General features: G+C 68.1%; 17 protein-coding genes. 5 read left to right on the top strand and 12 right to left on the bottom strand.

Annotation, left to right across the window (positions count from 1 at the left end):
• Window positions 1-99: 99 nt before the first annotated feature.
• From ACQPW1_RS05095 to ACQPW1_RS05110, 4 genes are all read right to left on the bottom strand, one after another.
• Window positions 100-774, bottom strand: coding sequence for a hypothetical protein (locus tag ACQPW1_RS05095; RefSeq protein ID WP_433661606.1), 675 nt, complete (start codon window positions 772-774; stop codon window positions 100-102).
• A gap of 83 nt (window positions 775-857) precedes the next feature.
• Window positions 858-1,598 carry an energy-coupling factor transporter transmembrane component T family protein gene (locus ACQPW1_RS05100; protein WP_433661607.1) on the bottom strand — a complete coding sequence of 247 codons (741 nt, stop codon included), beginning with the start codon at window positions 1,596-1,598 and terminating at the stop codon, window positions 858-860.
• Complete coding sequence (locus tag ACQPW1_RS05105) at window positions 1,595-3,727, bottom strand: ATP-binding cassette domain-containing protein (RefSeq protein WP_433661608.1); 2,133 nt, start codon at window positions 3,725-3,727, stop codon at window positions 1,595-1,597. Before ACQPW1_RS05105 ends, ACQPW1_RS05100 begins: the two co-directional genes overlap by 4 nt.
• Before the next feature lie 36 nt (window positions 3,728-3,763).
• A complete protein-coding gene (locus ACQPW1_RS05110; protein WP_433661609.1) occupies window positions 3,764-5,230 on the bottom strand; it encodes a flavin-containing monooxygenase in 1,467 nt (488 codons plus the stop codon).
• Window positions 5,231-5,315: 85 nt separating this feature from the next.
• Between ACQPW1_RS05110 and ACQPW1_RS05115 the strand changes: the two genes are divergently transcribed.
• Entirely contained in the window at window positions 5,316-6,374 is a 1,059-nt protein-coding gene (locus ACQPW1_RS05115; RefSeq protein ID WP_433661610.1) for an AraC family transcriptional regulator, read from the top strand.
• A gap of 26 nt (window positions 6,375-6,400) precedes the next feature.
• Here the strand turns inward: ACQPW1_RS05115 and ACQPW1_RS05120 are convergent, their stop codons facing one another.
• Together ACQPW1_RS05120 and ACQPW1_RS05125 are read right to left on the bottom strand one after the other, a co-directional pair.
• A complete protein-coding gene (locus ACQPW1_RS05120; protein ID WP_433661611.1) occupies window positions 6,401-7,180 on the bottom strand; it encodes a metallophosphoesterase in 780 nt (259 codons plus the stop codon).
• Between the two features lie 152 nt (window positions 7,181-7,332).
• Window positions 7,333-7,770 (bottom strand): MarR family winged helix-turn-helix transcriptional regulator, encoded by a 438-nt coding sequence (locus ACQPW1_RS05125; RefSeq protein WP_433661612.1) that lies wholly within the window; start codon window positions 7,768-7,770, stop codon window positions 7,333-7,335.
• Between the two features lie 88 nt (window positions 7,771-7,858).
• Here ACQPW1_RS05125 and ACQPW1_RS05130 point away from each other — a divergent pair, with 88 nt between their 5' ends.
• The gene (locus tag ACQPW1_RS05130; protein WP_433661613.1) at window positions 7,859-8,503 is read left to right on the top strand and encodes a TIGR03086 family metal-binding protein; all 645 of its coding nucleotides are present in this window, start codon (window positions 7,859-7,861) and stop codon (window positions 8,501-8,503) included.
• 1 nt (window position 8,504) lies between these two features.
• Here ACQPW1_RS05130 and ACQPW1_RS05135 read toward each other — a convergent pair whose 3' ends face one another.
• From ACQPW1_RS05135 to ACQPW1_RS05145, 3 genes are all read right to left on the bottom strand, one after another.
• Window positions 8,505-9,272 (bottom strand): RluA family pseudouridine synthase, encoded by a 768-nt coding sequence (locus ACQPW1_RS05135; protein ID WP_433665145.1) that lies wholly within the window; start codon window positions 9,270-9,272, stop codon window positions 8,505-8,507.
• Window positions 9,273-9,329: 57 nt separating this feature from the next.
• Window positions 9,330-10,337, bottom strand: a complete 1,008-nt coding sequence (locus ACQPW1_RS05140; RefSeq protein ID WP_433661614.1) for an adenylate/guanylate cyclase domain-containing protein — start codon at window positions 10,335-10,337, stop codon at window positions 9,330-9,332.
• Window positions 10,338-10,412: 75 nt separating this feature from the next.
• Entirely contained in the window at window positions 10,413-11,033 is a 621-nt protein-coding gene (locus ACQPW1_RS05145) for a PadR family transcriptional regulator (RefSeq protein WP_433661615.1), read from the bottom strand.
• Between the two features lie 117 nt (window positions 11,034-11,150).
• Here ACQPW1_RS05145 and ACQPW1_RS05150 point away from each other — a divergent pair, with 117 nt between their 5' ends.
• Window positions 11,151-11,615 carry a hypothetical protein gene (locus ACQPW1_RS05150; RefSeq protein ID WP_433661616.1) on the top strand — a complete coding sequence of 155 codons (465 nt, stop codon included), beginning with the start codon at window positions 11,151-11,153 and terminating at the stop codon, window positions 11,613-11,615.
• 88 nt (window positions 11,616-11,703) lie between these two features.
• On the opposite strand, the gene ACQPW1_RS05155 is transcribed toward ACQPW1_RS05150, so the two are convergent.
• The 3 genes from ACQPW1_RS05155 to ACQPW1_RS05165 all read right to left on the bottom strand — a co-directional run bounded on the left by ACQPW1_RS05155 (window position 11,704) and on the right by ACQPW1_RS05165 (window position 14,700).
• Complete coding sequence (locus tag ACQPW1_RS05155; RefSeq protein WP_433661617.1) at window positions 11,704-12,363, bottom strand: DJ-1/PfpI family protein; 660 nt, start codon at window positions 12,361-12,363, stop codon at window positions 11,704-11,706.
• A 106-nt stretch (window positions 12,364-12,469) separates the two neighbouring features.
• A complete protein-coding gene (locus ACQPW1_RS05160; protein ID WP_433661618.1) occupies window positions 12,470-13,618 on the bottom strand; it encodes a lipase family protein in 1,149 nt (382 codons plus the stop codon).
• Window positions 13,619-13,776: 158 nt separating this feature from the next.
• Window positions 13,777-14,700, bottom strand: a complete 924-nt coding sequence (locus ACQPW1_RS05165) for a LysR family transcriptional regulator (protein ID WP_433661619.1) — start codon at window positions 14,698-14,700, stop codon at window positions 13,777-13,779.
• 70 nt (window positions 14,701-14,770) lie between these two features.
• On the opposite strand from ACQPW1_RS05165, the gene ACQPW1_RS05170 reads away from it, so the two are divergent.
• Together ACQPW1_RS05170 and ACQPW1_RS05175 are read left to right on the top strand one after the other, a co-directional pair.
• Window positions 14,771-15,658 (top strand): SDR family NAD(P)-dependent oxidoreductase, encoded by an 888-nt coding sequence (locus ACQPW1_RS05170; RefSeq protein ID WP_433661620.1) that lies wholly within the window; start codon window positions 14,771-14,773, stop codon window positions 15,656-15,658.
• A gap of 126 nt (window positions 15,659-15,784) precedes the next feature.
• The gene (locus ACQPW1_RS05175) at window positions 15,785-16,108 is read left to right on the top strand and encodes a putative quinol monooxygenase (RefSeq protein WP_433661621.1); all 324 of its coding nucleotides are present in this window, start codon (window positions 15,785-15,787) and stop codon (window positions 16,106-16,108) included.
• Window positions 16,109-16,111 lie beyond the last annotated feature (3 nt).

Here is a 16,111-nt window from a genome sequence, read left to right on the forward strand (position 1 = left end):
ACCCTACCGCTCGACAAGTGGTTTAGCCCCTGAATTAGGGGGCGTAGCTTGTGGTTGGAAACCGCGAATAGGGTTATAGCAGTAGGCTATACAGATTGGTCAATGCAGTACATTGATCGCGCGCGCGATGACCAGGGCCGCCAGAATCAGCGAGATCGCGGACTGCGCCATCATCATCGCCTTCGCCCAGCGCGACATCGGCATCACGTCGGTCGGACTGAACGCCGTGGCGTTGGTGAACGACAGATACAGGTAGTCCATGAACTGCGGCTCCCACTCCGGGCTCGCCAGTTCTGGATTCTGCATCTGGACAAACATGAAGTCCGGCAGCGCCTTTCGGGCGTGCGCCCGGGCCGCCGGGCCGCCACGGTCGAACTCCCAGTAGCCGAGGCCGAACACCACCACGTTGGTCAGCCAGACCGCGCCGCCCGACCCCAGCAGGCGGGCCGGATCGTCACTGAGCGTCCCGTCGATCAGTCCGACCACCAGTCGATCCGCCGAGTACGCCGTCGCCACCCCGATCAGCCCGACCAACACCAGCCCGAGCCACCGCAGCCACTTCTCCTCCCGGTCGATCCGCACCGGGTTCGCGACCAGCAGAACCACCAAAAGCAGACCCTCCAACCCAGGCAGCAACCATCCAGGCTCGGGCAAGAATCGATCCGGCAACACCACCTGCAACCCGATAATCGCTATTACCGCGGCCGTCGCGGCAAGTCGCGATTCCCCAGCGGTCCGCCGCTGCCAAGCCGGTACGTCGTCGCCGTCGCTCACCCGGCCAGTATCGCCCGTGGCGGTCCGCCCGTGCGTTAGGCAGGCGGCCTCGGACATTCGTCCGCGCAAGCGCTCCCCGGCGGCTAGATCAGTGCGAAGCCGAGTGCGAAGGCACTCGCGCAGACCGCGACGACGACGATCAGCGCGATGGCGTCGCCGCGCCCGGGCGAGCTGGGGTAGGCGGCGAGTTCGCCGGTGCCGCCGCGCGCGGTGATCGCCTCGCCGAGTTCGCCTGCGCGGCGGGTGGATACGGCCATGGCGGCGGTGAGGATGTCGATCAGCGGGTTCTCGGTGGCCAGCGCGAGCAGGTTGTCCTTGGGGCGCAGCTTGCGGGCCGCGCGCAGCACCCGGATCTCCTCCATCAGCAGCGGCAGGCCGCGCAGGGTGAGGGCGACGACGACGGCCCATTCGTCCACCGGCACCCGGAGTTTGCGCAGTGGCGCACCGAGTTTGGCGAGTGCGGGGGCGATATCGCTCATCGGCGTGGTCCAGGCGACCACGAACGACGCGGCGACCATGATCAGGGCGAAGACCACCGTCTGCGCGTAGCGCACCACGGCCTGGGTGCCGACCGGCACGTTGATCAGCGCTCCGAGCGCGAGCAACCCCCAGAACCACCACGGCAGGCGCGGCAGGGTGCCGAGCGGAAGCCGGGCCAGCACCCCGATGAACACCAGGAACACGATCATCACGCCGAGCACCGGCCAGGTCGGCAGGAACATCAGCAGGAAGCTGATCAGGAACGCGCTGATCATCTTGGTGCCCGCCCACAGGTTGTGTATCGGGCTGGGCACCGGGACCCGGCGAAACAGCACCAAACTCATGATCGGCCTCCGCGCTCGAGCCGCCATGCGGCGTCTCTGGGCTGCCGCAACGGTGCGGCAGGACGTGAATCTTGCTGGTGCGCCGCGTCATTGGCGACGGTGGCGGTGTCGGCCACCGAGTCGGCCGCGAGCAGGCGCCCGGACCGCAGGTGCACCGTCCGGTCACACACCGCGGACATGTCCTCCACGTCATGTGAGATGACGATCAGCGTCAATCCGGAATCCCGCAGTCGCGCAAGCAGTTCCACGATGTCCGCGCGGCCTTCCGGGTCCAGCCCGGCCAGCGGCTCATCGAGCACGACCACCTGTGGGTGGCTGGCGACGATCGCGGCGAGCACCACCCGTTTGGCTTGCCCGCCACTGAGTTCTTCGATGGATCGCGCGGCGAGCGAACGATCCAGGCCGACAGCGTCCAATGCCCGGCCGACCGCGCCGGACCCGGTGGCCCGCCCGCCCCAGTCCGCGATCTCCGCGCCGACCGTCTGCTTCTGCAGTTGCAGCCGAGAATGCTGGAACGCCAACTCGACTCGGCCGATCTGCTTGGTGACCGCCTTGCCCGCGAGTTCACAACGGCCGGAACTGGGTTCGATCAATCCGGCCATGATCCAGGCGAGGGTGGACTTGCCTGACCCGTTGCCGCCGACGATGAGCAGCGCCTCACCGCGCCGCACCGTCAGGTCGACCGAGTGCAGAGCCGCTGCCTCCCATGGTGTTCCGCGATTGTAGGTGTATTGGACGTCGCGCAGTTCGAGGATCGTGTCGCCCATCGGCCTGCGCCGCACATCCCGCACCGGCCGAGGCCAGACGGCCAGCCGCTCGACCGCGCGCCCGTGCGCCAGGTGCACCACGCGTCCGGCCGCGGCCGCGTCGGCCTCGTGGTGGGTCACCAGCACCACCGCCATCGAATGCCGTTTCGGCAGTGCCGCAAGGAGTTCGACGAGCTCGCGTCGTCCCTCCGGATCGATCATCGAGGTGGCCTCGTCGGCGATGAGCAGCGCCGGTTTCCTGGCGAGCGCCGCGGCGACCGCGAGCCGCTGCTGCTGTCCGCCGGACAGGGTGGCGGTTTCCTTGTCGCCCATGCCGTCCAGGCCCACCTCGCCGAGCAACGCGGCGACATCGACCTCGGCGGCGAGTTCCGTCGACAGGCCCCACACCACGTCGTCGGCGACGAGCACGCCGAGCGTCTGACTCTCCGGCCGCTGCAAGACCAGCGCGGTGCCGCCTTGATGTCCGAGCCCTGCCGAGCCGGGCCGTTCGACCGTGCCCGCGGTGGGTGGGAGTCCGGCGAGCAGCCGGGTCAGCGTCGATTTCCCGGAGCCGTTGTGCCCGACGACCGCGACGAACTCACCGACCGACACGGTGAGGTCGATCTCGCGCAGCGCGTCGCGCACCGCACCCGGGTAGCGGAAGGCCGCGCCGCGCAAGGTCACCGGCAGCGGCGCGATCGCGCGGTCGTCCGTCGGCGCATCCAGTCGGTCGTGGCCGGGCAGCCAGGTCAGCCGGTCCAGCACCGAGCCGAGCACGAACCAGGAGAAGATCGCGGTCGCCACCATGCCCGTCGCGACCCCGCCGCCGACCCAGGCCCACCACCAGCGCAATACGGAATCGGTGATATCGGCCGCCGCACGCCCGAGCGGCTCGAGCTGCTGCTGGCGCGCCGCGAGTTCCTGGATGCCGCGCGAGGTGTTGCGGAGGGTGTCGAAGAACAGATTCCGCCCCGCGGAGAACAACTGCAGCATGCCGACCGCGAAGCCGGCCCACACCAGGCCCGCGATGGTCGAAAGAGCGAGCACCGAGGCGAACCCGCCGCCGCGCCGTTTCGTCGTACCGATGATGCCCGCGATCGTCGCCGTCGCCATCAGGCCGGTGGTGGCCACCAGGCCGGTCGCGACGAAGGTGACCACCGTCGCCGCCGCGGCGGCGGTGAGCAGCGCGCGCAGCCGGTAGCGCTGCGCGATCAGCCCCATCGGCACCGCGGCCACCAGGTTCAGCGCGGCCGCGAACGGAATCACCGAGCCGACGGTGACCAACCCGACGGTGGCACCGCCCAGCACGGCGCCCACGGCCAGCTCGATCGGTCGTAGCGGCCCGCGTTCGGCCGATCCGTCAGCTATCGGGCGTCCAGTCACGGCACAAGTCTGCCAGTGTGCGCGCTCGGCGCGCCGTCAAGCGGCCCGGCTGAGGGTGTAGTCGGCCGGGTCGAGCTTGCGGAGGCGACGGCGGTAGCTGAGCTGCGAGCCCGGCCAGTTGTTGGTGATCCGTCCCGCCGCATTGCGATACCAGCTGGAGCAGAAGTTCCATGGGGTGCGGGCGAGGCGTTCCTGCAGCGCCGTGTTGTGCCGCTGCTCCTGGTCCGCGCGGACCTCGAGGCAGTGTCCCGGTCGTCGGCCGAGCAGCTCGACGGCCTGGCGGATGTAGCTGGTCTGCGATTCGATCATGTAGATGATCGAGCCGACACCGAGGTTGGTGTTCGGCCCGTAGACCAGGAACAGATTCGGGAAGTCCGGCACCGAGATGCCGTAGTAGGCGTGCGCGCCGTCGGCCCAGGCATCGGACAGCTTGCGGCCCGCGCGGCCGTAAATCCGCATCGGCCAGAGGAATTCGGTGCCCTTGAATCCGGTGCCGTAGATGATCACGTCCACCTCGTGCACGGTGCCGTCTGCGGTGCGCACTCCCTTAGGCAGCACCTCGGTGATCGCGGTGGTCTCGACGTGCACGTTCGGCTGGGTCAACGCGGGGTAGTAGTCGTTGGAGAACAGCCCGCGCTTGCAGCCGATCGGATAGTCGGGGGTGAGTTTGGCCCGCAACTCCGGATCGGCCACCTGCTTGCGCAGATGCCGCCCGGCCAGGGTGGACACCAGCCCCGTGATGGCCGGGAATTCGACCAGGCCGAGCGAGATGAACTCGGCGATCGACCACCAGCCGAAGCGCTCGACCAGCAGCGCGCCGGGCACCCGGGCGAACAGCCTGTGCTGAATCGGCGAGTAGTCGGTGTCGAACTTGGGGATCACCCAGGCCGGAGTGCGCTGGAACAGGGTGAGCTGGGCGACCTTCGGTTGGATCTCCGGGATGTACTGGATGGCGCTGGCACCGGTGCCGATGCAGGCGACGCGCTTGCCGGTCAGCTCGACCCCGTGGTCCCATTCGGCGGAATGGAATGCCGCGCCCGCGAAGGTGTCGATGCCGGGGATGTTCGGCAGCGCGGGCCGCGACAGCTGGCCGACCGCCGAGATCAGCACGTCCACGGTCCGGGCCGCGCCGTCGGCGGTGCGAATGGTCCAGCGCCCGGCCGCGTCGTCGAATTCGGCGTCGGTCACCTCGACCCCGAATTCGATCGCGTCCAACACGCCGTTGCGCTCCGCGACACCGCGCAGATAGGCGTGGATGGCGTCGCGGCCGGAGTAGCGCTGCGGCCAGTCCGGCTTCGGCTCGAACGAGAAGGAATACAGCGGGGACGGCACGTCGCAGGCAGCGCCGGGATAGGTGTTCTCGCGCCACACCCCGCCGAGGTCGGCGGCCCGCTCCAAGATGGTGATGTCCTGGAAACCGTTGCGGCGCAGCTCTATCGCCATGCCGATGCCGCCGAAGCCCGCGCCGATGATGAGGACCGATGGCCGATTGCCCGTTGTCATGTGATGCTCCTCACAGGACCGAAGATAGATCCACTCTAGGGGGCGTCCGGGTAGTCGATCGAGAAATTCGGCCATACTGTCCGCTGTGGAGCGGGTGCAGGATCCGGGAATCCGCGACTGGAACTTTCCGCGCGGGATAGCCAGCGTGGCGCTGATGGTCGGCTACGCGGCCGAGTGCGGCGTGCCCACCGGGCGCATGCTGGCCGGAACGGGGTTGTCCGAGCCTGCGCTGCGTGACCCGGACGCGCAGATCGACGCACACATCGAACTCACCGTGGTCCGCAATCTGGTGCGCGAACTCGCCGACCGGCCCGCGCTCGGCGTCGAGGTCGGCCGCCGCTATCGGATCACCACCTTCGGCATCTTCGGTTTCGCGTGCGTCAGCAGCCCGACGCTCGGCGAGGCGATCTCGTTCGCGCTGCGGTATATGGAGTTGAGCTTCACCTTCTGCCTGCCCGTCGCCGAATGGCGGGAAGGGGAGTTCGTGGCCTGGGTGCACGACGAGCTGATTCCGGCCGATGTGCGGCAGTTCCTGGTCGAACGCGACGTCACCGCCATGCATCAGGTGATGAGCGATCTGCTCGGCAGGCACCTGCCGCTCGCCAGGGCCGAGTTCCGTTTTCCGGAACCGGATTACGCCGATCGGATCGAAGAGGTCACGGTGGTGCGGCCGCGGTTCGGGCGGCCGCGCAACCTGTTCGCGATCGACCCCGCCGTGCTGGATCAGCCACTGCCGCAGGCGAACGAGCAGACCTGGGCCATGTGCCTGGCCCAGTGCCGGGACCTGGTGCACCGCCGCCGCGCCCGCACCGGCATCGCCGCCGAGGTGCGCGGGCTACTGGTCCCCGGCGGCACCGAAGGATTCTCCGGTCCGCCCGGAATCGACTCCGTCGCACGCAATCTCAATATGAGCACCCGAACCCTGCGCCGCCGCCTCGACACGGCAGGCACCAGCTATCGCGCCCTGCTCGACGAGGTGCGCCGCGCACTGGCCGAGGAAATGCTCTCCGCTACACCGCTTTCGGTGAGCGATGTGGCGATCCGGCTCGGCTACGCGGAATCCTCCACGTTCATCTACGCGTTCAAGCGCTGGACCGGCGCGACACCTGCTGCCTATCGCCGCGAGCGGGCAATCCGCCGTTGACCTGGGGTAGCTGAACGAACCGCCCGTCAGGTCGGTGGCACGCCGAGCCAGCCGCCCATCGGGACGCTGCGGAAATGCGTTGTCAGGCTGTGTTTTTCATCGATCAGGTGCAGTGCGACGGCGGGGTCGGGCGCGTAGTCCATCACGTGGTCGGGCAGATCGAGTTCCCAGAGACCGCCGAGGACCGACGCGGTGCTCGGTGCCACCAGCAGCGGACGGCCCGCGAATGTTGTTGTGGCCGAGGAGTGTGCGTGGCCGGTGAGCACGGCGATAATGCGTTTGTCGCTGGCCACCAGTTCGGCGAACTTCTCCGGCTCCTCGAGCGAGATCTCGTCGACGACCGGGCTGAACAGGTATGCGGGCGGGTGGTGCAGCGCGAGCAGGATCGGCTTGTCGGCCGGGGCGGTGGCGAGCACGCCGTGCAGCCAGGTGTACGTCTCGTCGGCGATCCGGCCGCTCGGCTCGCCGGGAATGCTCGAATCCAGCAGTGCGACGGTCAGATCCCCGACCCGGTGCGCGTGGTTGATCGGCGCGGTCGACGCGGATTCGCCGAGCAGCGTGGTGCGGAACGCGGCGCGATCGTCGTGGTTGCCCGGAATGGCGTACACCGGAATGTCGATGTCGAACGCGAGCCTGGCCTCGGCGTACTGCTCGGACTTGCCGGAATCGGTGACGTCACCGGTCACCAGAATCGCGTCCGGCCTGCGGCGCAAGCCCGCGAGAAAGGTCATGACCTGTTCGACCCGTTCGGCGTTGCGGGCGCCGAGATCGAAATGAGTGTCGCTGACCTGAGCCACCAGGATCATCGGCGTTCGCTTTCTCTGGGGGATCGCTCCGTTGCGTCAGAGTGTGCCCGCCTCCCGTGCGCGGCACGTACCAAGGCTAGTTGACCTGCGTGTTACGCGTCGCCATGAGGCTCGCCACCAGCGGAAACCTGCACAGCGGTCTGTGTGCGCGCTCACCCGGGCTGTTCGCCGGCGGTCACCGACAGCGTCTGCAACGACCGCAGAAAGGCCCGCCGATCCGCCACGGGCAGCTGCTCGAGCAGGCGATTCTCCTGCTCCTGGATATCGGCCTGCACCCGGTCGCGCAGGCTGCGCCCGACCGGGGTGATCGACACCAGATTGACCCGCCGATCCGCCGGATCCGGTTCGCGCACAATCAGCCCGCTCTGTTGCAGTTCGTCCAGCACCCCGATGATCCGGGTCTTGTCCGCATTGATCGACTTGGCCAGCGCGGCTTGCGTGTACACGGGTTCCTTGCCGAGCCCGAGCAGTACGGCGTATCCCCACATCGACACCCCGTGCCGTTCGAGCACGGGCAGTTCCACCGCCAAGAGCGTCCGCATGAACGGAGCGATCATGGCGGCGAGGTCGGGGCGCGGGACTTCGGACATGGATAGAAAATACTGCTTGATAGATGATAAGCGGATGCATACGATAGGCTCGTACTTATCATTGAGGCGAGCAGAGAGAAGTCATTCGATGGCGACCGACCCGAATATCAGCGCTGAGCTGCGCACCCTCGACGCATTGCAGGACACCGTCGACCTCGTCGCGTTGGACGCGGCGGCGGTGCGGACGAGCATCGACCTGGTCGAGCAGCTCACCGCCGCGGACCTGAGCAAGCCGACGCCGTGCGCCGAGTGGACGCTGCACGGCCTGTTGACGCACATGATCGCCCAGCACTACGGATTCGCCGCGGCGTCTCGTGGCGACGGCGACCCGGTCCTGTGGAAAGTGCGCGCGCTCGGCGCCGATCCGGTGCAGAGCTATCGGGATGCGGCCGAGCACGTCATCGAGGCGTTCGCGGAGCCCGGCGTGCTCGACCGGAAGTTTCCGCTGGCTGAGTTCAGCGCCGACTACGAGTTCTCCGGTGCGCAGGCGGTGAGCTTCCACTTCATCGACTACGTCGTCCATTCCTGGGATGTGGCAAAGACTTTGGGACTGACCGTGCAGTTCGACGACGAGCTGATCGAGGCGGTGTTCCCGGTGGCGCAAGCGGTCCCCGGTGGTGACATCCGGCTGGCGCCCGGTGCCGCGTTCGGCCCGGAGGTCGCGTGGTCCAGTGCGGATCGGCTGGACCAGATCGTCGCGATGCTGGGCCGGTCACCGGAGTGGCCGCGCTGAGCTAGTCGATACTGCGGAGCAATTCGCTTGCGCGGCGCAGCATTTCGTCGGGCTCGTGCGGCTCGGCCTGGATCGGACGCCAGAAGTCCGCGTCGGGCGTCGCTTCCAGGGCGAGCTCCGGCGGGGTGCGCCAGTCCGCCGTCAGGCCGAGTCGCCACGAATGCAGGTACGTCCGCTCGTGCGCGTCCGACTTGTCGAAGAGCGGATCGCCGACGATGGGGTGGCCGATCCACGCCAGCTGCACCCGAATCTGGTGGCGGCGGCCGGTGATCGGGCGCAGCGCGAGCACCGCGTAGTCGTCGCGGCGGAGCACCGTCGTGAAATCGGTGCGTGACGGATAGTTCTTGGTGTCGAGCAGATCGGCGTCCTCGACGAACCAGCGGTCCGCGTCGCGGCGAATGCTCTCCCGCGGCGCCGCGATGCGGACGCGGTTCTTGCGTCCGACGCTGAGCGGCAGGTCGATCACCCCGGCCTCGGGCAGCTCGCTCGACGCGACGATGGCGAGGTACGCCTTTTCCGCGGTCTGCTTGTTGAACTGCCTGGTCAACTGGCCGTGCGCGCCGAGCTCCTTGGCGAGCAGCACCAGCCCGGAGGTCACCTTGTCGATCCGGTGTACCGGGTAGAGCGTCTCGCCCGCCGCGGCCGCCAGCTCGACGAGATCGGTGTCGTGCCGCTCCCCGGTGACGGAGATCCCGGCGGGCTTGTGCAGCGCCAGAATCGCGTCGTCCTCTTCGACAAGGAATCGCGCACGCAGCTCGGACCAGTCCATTTCCACTGGCACGAGCTTAGGTCGAGGCGGTGGCCGGGCTCGAAGGCGGTGCCTGGCTCAGTTGTTTTTCTCGTTGCGACGCAGGATGTGCGGGCGCAGCCGATTGAAACCGCGGACGCGGACGCTGCGCAGGTTCTTGATGATGAACTCGGGGTCGCCGTCGAGCGCGGCGGCGGCTTCGTCATCGATGAGCACGGTGCCGGGCCGGGCGACGCCGGTGAGGCGGGACGCGATGTTCACGACCGAGCCGTACAGGTCGCCGAACCGCTGCAACACCTCGCCGTACGCCACGGCGACACGCAGTTCGGGGGTGCCGCCGACCATCATCGTGGACTCCTGGATGGCCAGCGCGATCCGGGCCGCGTTGGCCGCGCTGTTCGCGGCGAACATCACCTCGTCGCCGACGTTCTTGACCACCCAACCGCCGTTCTCGGTGATCGCGGCGGTGGTAGTGGACTCGAACGACTCCAGCAGCAGCGAGAGCTCGTCGGGGTGCAGGTGCCTGGTCAGTCGTGTGTAGCCGACCATGTCCGCGAAGCCGACCGCCAGCTGGCGCACGGTTTCGCCCGCCGAGGTGCCCGGGTCGAGCGAGCGCGACAACGCGGCGGCGAGGTGACGGCGCCATGCGTAGGTGTTGAGCTGCTCGAGCGTCGCGATGGTGCCCTCGGTGGCGGTACGAATGGTTTCCTCGGCGTCGGCGTCCGGACCCGCCGCGGCAATGCGTTCGCCGATCTCGGCGAGCACCAGGTCGACCTGCCATTCCGCCAGCCGCGCCATGCCCTGGCCGAGAGTGCGTGCGGTCGCGGCCTGCTGCCGGGCATCGGCCGAGGACAGGATGTTCAGGTCGCGGAAGTTCCGCAGCGCCGAGATGTCGGCGTCGGTGTAGTCGACGGCGTCGTCGTCCAGCCCCGCCGGGAAGCCGAGGGCCGTCCACAGCCGCTTGGTCAGCGCCGTGGTGGTCCCCGCCTGCGCGGCCACATCGGTGCGGCTGTACTGCCGGTTCCCGTCCAGCAGATACGACTCGACGATCGACTGCACCAACTCGGACTTCTCGGTGGGCACCATGCCCGTACCTTACGACGACCACCCCACTACCCGCCGCAAACACCGCCACCATTGGGCGACCTCACAGCGGCCGGATCACTCCGCCTCGGCGGATTCGCCACGATAGGCTGCGAGCGAATCCCAGGACCAGGTCAGCGTGCCCGCGGCCAGATCGCCGACAACACCGTCGATCCAGCGCAATTCGGCCTCGGTGACAGCGCGCAGGTATTCGTCCTCCAGCATCACCACGCGCGGCAGGTCCATGCTCGCCGCCTGCTCGGCATCGGCGGCCATCTCGGTCAGCTGGTCGCGCAAAGTCTTTGCGCGCCGCTCCAATTCGGTCCGCGCGCTGTCCGGCCCGAGCAGCATCAGGAATGACAGCGCGGCCGGGAACTCGGGGTACTCGTTGCGCGGCACCGCGATCATCTCGGCCAGCCAACTCGTGCAGGCGGCCCGGCCCGCGTCGGTGATCTCGTAGACCGTGCGTTCCGGGTACTGCTGGTCGCGTCCCGTCTCGCGCACCGCGACCAGCCCGGCCTCCTGCAGCCTGCCGATCGTCTTGTAGAGCGCGGCACGCTGCGCGACGTTGACGACCTTGTCCTTGCCCCACTCCTTGATCCGGCGCTGGATGGCGTACGGGTGCATCGGCTCGAGATTCAGGATGCCGAGCACGACCATCGCCAAGGGGGAGCGCTTGAACTGCGCCGATGCCGTCATACGACCCATTCTAGTGGTTGCCGAACAACTAGGGTGTCAGAAACTAGTTGCAAAGAAACTAGTTCTCATGTCACTATTGATTCAGCACGAGGAACCGCCCCGAAAGGACTTCCCGACATGACCACCAAGACCACTCACACGCAGATCCACGTCGATCACGGCACCACCAAGCGCCTCGGCGACTGGACCGACGCGACCGCCTTCGACGTCACCGTCCGCTACGGCAGCGCCGTCATCGATCTGCGCTCGCCGCAGCTCGCCGGCGACGGCGATATCGAGGTGTACGCGAACCTCGACCACGCCATGGTCAAGCTGCTCGTCCCCGACGACGCCGTCATCGACCAGTCGGCGCTGCAGTGGACCGGTCGCGGCCGAGTGAAGGACTTCGCCCGCCCGCAGCACGCCGCAGGCCGCGTCATCCGGCTCATCGGCACCAGCACGACCAGCGAATTCCGCGTCCACCGCGGCGGCATCGCGGTGCTGTCCGCGATGTTCTCCCGCGAGTTCTTCGAGGACGCCCGCCGCGCCAATCGCGAGGGCCGCACCCCGACCCTCGCCGACCCGGCCAACGCTCCCCGTTGACCGAAAACGCAAGAACGCCCCGGACTTTCGAGTCCGGGGCATTCTCGGTTTCGGCGATCGGCGGCGAACCGCCGGTTCGGACAAGGGATCAGACGGCGACTGGTGCGGAACCTGTGTTCTGCCAGACGGTTCCGCGACGTTCGTAGGAGATCAGCTGCTCGACGGCGTGCGCGACGCGGGGGCCGAGTTCGCGTTCCAGTAGATACAGGCCGACGTCCAGGCCGGAGGTCACGCCTGCGCCGCAGATCAGGTCGCCGTCGTCGATTACGCGGGCGGGCACCACGATTGCGCCGGTTCGTGCGAGGGCCGCCATGCCGAGTGGATGCGTGGTTGCCGGACGGCCTGCGAGTAGACCGGCGAACCCGAGCAACAACGAGCCGCCGCAGACGCTCGCGACGGTCACACCCGGCCGGTCGACGGCGTCCTTCAACAGCGCGGGGAGTTCGGTGCCGAGGGCACGGGTGAGGACGGTCAGGACGCTGTCGTCGCCGTGATCGTCCGCGTCCGTCGGCATGCGGCCCATCCCGCCGGGCACGATAACCAAGTCCGCGCGGTGCGGATCCAGTTTTCCGGTGGCCCGCAACGAGATCGGGTGCACCCCGCTCGGCACCTCGCGCGCTCCCGCCGCGGACACCAGCTCGACCTCGAGCAGGCCGCCGGTGACCGTGCCACCGGCGCCGAGCACCTCGAACGGTGCGATCACGTCCAGCGGATCGAATCCATCGAACAGCACGAACTGTGCGAGCATCGAAATCTCCTTCTACCTCGGTGATTACGACGCTAGGTGGCGCACGGGTCCGCGAGAAGTAGCTCGATCGTCAGCTTGCAACGGATTCCCGCCAGGCGGGTACCGATTACTTGATGCGCGCCAGGAAAGCGTCGATGGCGGACCACATCTGCGGGTTGAGCTGGGTATGCGTACCGGTGCCCGTGACGGTCTGGAAGTCGACGCCGTTGGCGGCGAACTGGGCGGCGAGCGTCGCGTGCAGCGGCGACGGCACCGTCGTATCGGTGACGTTGAGCAGCAACAGGATCGGGGCATCATAGCCAGTGGTCGGCACGGTCAGGTAGGACTCGTACGCAGTGCGAACCCGACTGTCGGACAACGGCTTCGACAGCATCTCACCGATGCCCATGCCCTCCACCCGCGCCTCGATCTCCGGCTTGCACATGGTGGCGATCTCATCGAGCAACTCGTGCCCGACCGGGCTCAGATACTGGTTGAAGTCGATGTCGGTTCGCGCGGCCCGGACTCCGGCGAAGATGGTCGACACGAAGCCGAGCGTTTCCGCCGTGCCCGGCACCGTCGGAATCACGGGTCCCGCGATGGGCAGCACCTTTTCGGCATCCGACGCCGGGTCGATCGCGACCGTGCCGCGGTAGTCGAGGTCCGGCGCGTAGCTCGCCTGCAGATAGCCGGTGCCGAGCGCCGCGTGCCCGCCCTGTGAGGGGCCGAGCGCGGCCCAGGTACGCGACAGCTCGGGATGCGCGGAACGCGCGGCGCGCAGCAGGTCGATGGTCGCGGTCGCCTCGGTCTGCAGTTCGAGGTACGGGTGCGGCCCGGTATCGAACAGGCCGAGACCCAGATAGTCCGGGGCCACCACCGCGAAGCCCTGCTCGATCAGGTGCTGCATGATGCCGTCTTCTTCGGTATGCCAATGCGAGTTCGGCGCCGTGCTCGGATCGGATTCACCGCCACACCCGCGCCCGAGCCCGGTCGTGCCGTGGTCGAACGCGATGACCGGCCACCCGCCGGGCGGCGGCGTGCCATTCGGGATGAACAACGCCCCGCTGGCCTGCCGCGGCGAGCCGTCCGACCCGGCCATCCAGTAGGTGATCACCGACCCGTTCGGCATCGGCCGCCAGCCATCCGCCTGCGGAGTCGCCGAGATCAGCATCCCCGGAGTTTCCGCGGCGGCCGGAGCCGCCTGCAACCCGAGCATGACGCTTGCCGAGACCGTGGCCACAGCCACAGAACTCTTCCAACCACGATTAACGCGCATCGAAGACTTCTCCTTGGTGCTGGACGGTCGTCCAGTTGAAGAGCAGCTTAGGGCGGGTTGTGTATCTACCACATCGATAGTTGGCGAACTGTAAGCAAACCCACGCTACCGCGCGCCGCCGCGGATAAGGGGGAAGGCGGTCGAGTAACTCCGCGCAGTTACTGGGGTACGTCCAGCTCGATCGCGGCGGCCCGCAGTGCCTCGGCGGTTCGTGCCGCCGCCTCGGTGAGTGGAGACGGCAGGCGGGCGAGTAGAAGTCGCCGTTGCTCCTGTGGGCCGCCGCGGACCGGAAGGACGCGCACGCCGGGCAGGGCGGCGGGAGCGAGGACGGCCGGGATGGTCGTCAATCCGCAACCGGCGGCGACCAATTGGAGTTTGGCGAGCCAGTCACGGACGGTGTGCGCGATCTCGGGCCGTTCGTCCAGGCCGGGCCAGACACCCATCAACCGGTCGTGGCTGGTGTTCGGTCCGGCGATCCATTGCTGGCCGTGCAGGTCCGCGACATCGATGTAGTCGCCGCGCGCGAGCGGGTGCGTTGCGGGCACGGCTACGCACAGACTGCGCTCGGTGAGGGTGCGCAGGATCAGCGCGGGCGACTCGGTGTCCGGCGGCCGGAACGGCGGCTCTGAGCCGAGTAAGGCCAGGTCGACGCTGCCCGCACGCAGCGCGCGCACCAGCGCGGGCGTGCTGCCTTCCCGGCTCTGGACATGAATGCCGGGATGAGTCTGGCGCAGCGCCGCGATGGCCTTCGGCAGCAGGGCGGCACCCGCGCTGGGGAACCAGCCGACCCGTACCGTCGCGGCCTGGGCGGGCAACCCCGACAACTCCCGCGCGGTCGCGTCGATCTGATCGAGCACAGCGGTGGCCCGACGTAACACGAGATGCCCTGCTGCCGTGAGCTTTACCCCCTCACGATGCCGCTCCAACAGCTCTGCGCCCGCCGCCCGCTCGATCGAGGCGATCTGCCGCGACACCGCGGACTGTGTGTAGCCGAGCGCGCCCGCCGCCGCGGTGAAGGTGCCCTGCTCGGCGACGGCGCGAAAGACGCGCAGCGCGGTCAGCGAGACATCGGTGAAGCCCATGACTTCTACGCATACCACGTGTGCCCAACTCTCGTTGGACTCATGGATGGCGGCTTCCTAACTTGGAGTCATGAGTAACGCACGTATTGCCCTGGTGACCGGGGCGAATCAAGGTCTGGGCCGGGCACTCGCCGAGGGCCTCGCCGCCCGAATGGACCCCGCGGATCTGGTGCTGCTGACCGGACGCAACCCGCAGCGGGTCGCGGACGCCGCGGCTGAGGTCGCCGCCGCACCCGGCACGCGCAGCCAGGTGCAGGGCCGGGTTCTCGACGTCGCCGACGCCGACAGCATCGCGGCACTCGCCGCCGAACTGCGGGAAACCCAAGGCGGAGTAGACATTCTGCTCTCCAACGCCACCACCCGGCTGCTGCCGGATCAGTCCCAGTCCGCGATGGCCGATGAGTACATCGACGTCGCGAACACCGCCACCCACGCAATCCTGCGTGCCTTCACCCCGATCCTGCGCCCCGGCGGCCGTCTGCTCGTCGTGGCCAGCTCGCTGGGCACCCTCGGCCACCTATCCGAACGGCTGCACCCACTGTTCGACAACGCCACCCTCGACCAGGTCGAGTACGCCGTCGAATCCTGGCGCAGCGCAATCCATTCGAAGACCGCCGAGGAAGCGGGCTGGCCGCGCTGGCTGAACGTCCCCTCGAAGGTCGCCCAGGTCGCCGCGGTGCGCGCGGTAGCCGCCGAGCGGCGCGCCGACGACCTGGCCACCGGCACTCTGATCGCCTCGGTCTGTCCCGGCATGGTCGACACCGCCACGTCCCGCCCGTGGTTCAGCGACTACAGCCAGGCCCAGACCCCGGCCGAAGCCGCCCGTGCCGTCCTCGAGCTGGCGCTGACACCGGGCGTCGACCCGGCGCGGTACGGCGAACTGATCCGCTTCGGCAAGGTCGTCCCCTGGCATTCCGGCGCACCACTGGCCGAGCAGGATCTACTGCTCACCCCGTGAGGGGCTCGTTCGGCCCTCCAACATCTACTGATCGTCCGACAATGGGGTGTTCGCAACGATCGCAGCCCGGCACCCGCGGGAGTCGGGCTGTGTCGCGGCAGCCCGGCCCACCGCAGGAGGAGCGTCATGATCTTCATCGTCGTCAAGTTCAAGACCAAGCCGGAATGGGCGGATCGGTGGCTCGACCTCGTCGGCCCGTTCACCGCCCTCACCCGTGCCGAAGCGGGCAACCTCTGGTTCGACTGGTCGCGCAGTGTCGATGACCCGAACGAATTCGTATTGGTGGAGGCGTTTTTCGATCAAGCGGCAGGTGAGGCTCACGTTGGTAGTGCGCATTTCAAAGCTGCGATGACCGAATTGCCACCGGCGTTGGCATCCACGCCGAAGATCATCAGCCAGACGATCGACGCGAGTGACTGGTCCGAGATGGGGGAAATGACGGTGGAGTGAGCG

Origin of the sequence: Nocardia sp. CA-128927, from assembly GCF_050955855.1 — a bacterium.
Classification (GTDB): domain Bacteria; phylum Actinomycetota; class Actinomycetes; order Mycobacteriales; family Mycobacteriaceae; genus Nocardia.

Coding starts and splice junctions, on each gene's coding strand:
- ACQPW1_RS05100 (WP_433661607.1), bottom strand. CDS start 1,598: ATGAGTTTGGTGCTGTTTCGCCGGGTCCCGGTGCCCAGCCCGATACAC.
- ACQPW1_RS05110 (WP_433661609.1), bottom strand. CDS start 5,230: ATGACAACGGGCAATCGGCCATCGGTCCTCATCATCGGCGCGGGCTTC.
- ACQPW1_RS05120 (WP_433661611.1), bottom strand. CDS start 7,180: ATGATCCTGGTGGCTCAGGTCAGCGACACTCATTTCGATCTCGGCGCC.
- ACQPW1_RS05125 (WP_433661612.1), bottom strand. CDS start 7,770: ATGTCCGAAGTCCCGCGCCCCGACCTCGCCGCCATGATCGCTCCGTTC.
- ACQPW1_RS05130 (WP_433661613.1), top strand. CDS start 7,859: ATGGCGACCGACCCGAATATCAGCGCTGAGCTGCGCACCCTCGACGCA.
- ACQPW1_RS05135 (WP_433665145.1), bottom strand. CDS start 9,272: ATGGACTGGTCCGAGCTGCGTGCGCGATTCCTTGTCGAAGAGGACGAC.
- ACQPW1_RS05140 (WP_433661614.1), bottom strand. CDS start 10,337: ATGGTGCCCACCGAGAAGTCCGAGTTGGTGCAGTCGATCGTCGAGTCG.
- ACQPW1_RS05145 (WP_433661615.1), bottom strand. CDS start 11,033: ATGACGGCATCGGCGCAGTTCAAGCGCTCCCCCTTGGCGATGGTCGTG.
- ACQPW1_RS05150 (WP_433661616.1), top strand. CDS start 11,151: ATGACCACCAAGACCACTCACACGCAGATCCACGTCGATCACGGCACC.
- ACQPW1_RS05155 (WP_433661617.1), bottom strand. CDS start 12,363: ATGCTCGCACAGTTCGTGCTGTTCGATGGATTCGATCCGCTGGACGTG.
- ACQPW1_RS05160 (WP_433661618.1), bottom strand. CDS start 13,618: ATGCGCGTTAATCGTGGTTGGAAGAGTTCTGTGGCTGTGGCCACGGTC.
- ACQPW1_RS05165 (WP_433661619.1), bottom strand. CDS start 14,700: ATGGGCTTCACCGATGTCTCGCTGACCGCGCTGCGCGTCTTTCGCGCC.
- ACQPW1_RS05170 (WP_433661620.1), top strand. CDS start 14,771: ATGAGTAACGCACGTATTGCCCTGGTGACCGGGGCGAATCAAGGTCTG.
- ACQPW1_RS05175 (WP_433661621.1), top strand. CDS start 15,785: ATGATCTTCATCGTCGTCAAGTTCAAGACCAAGCCGGAATGGGCGGAT.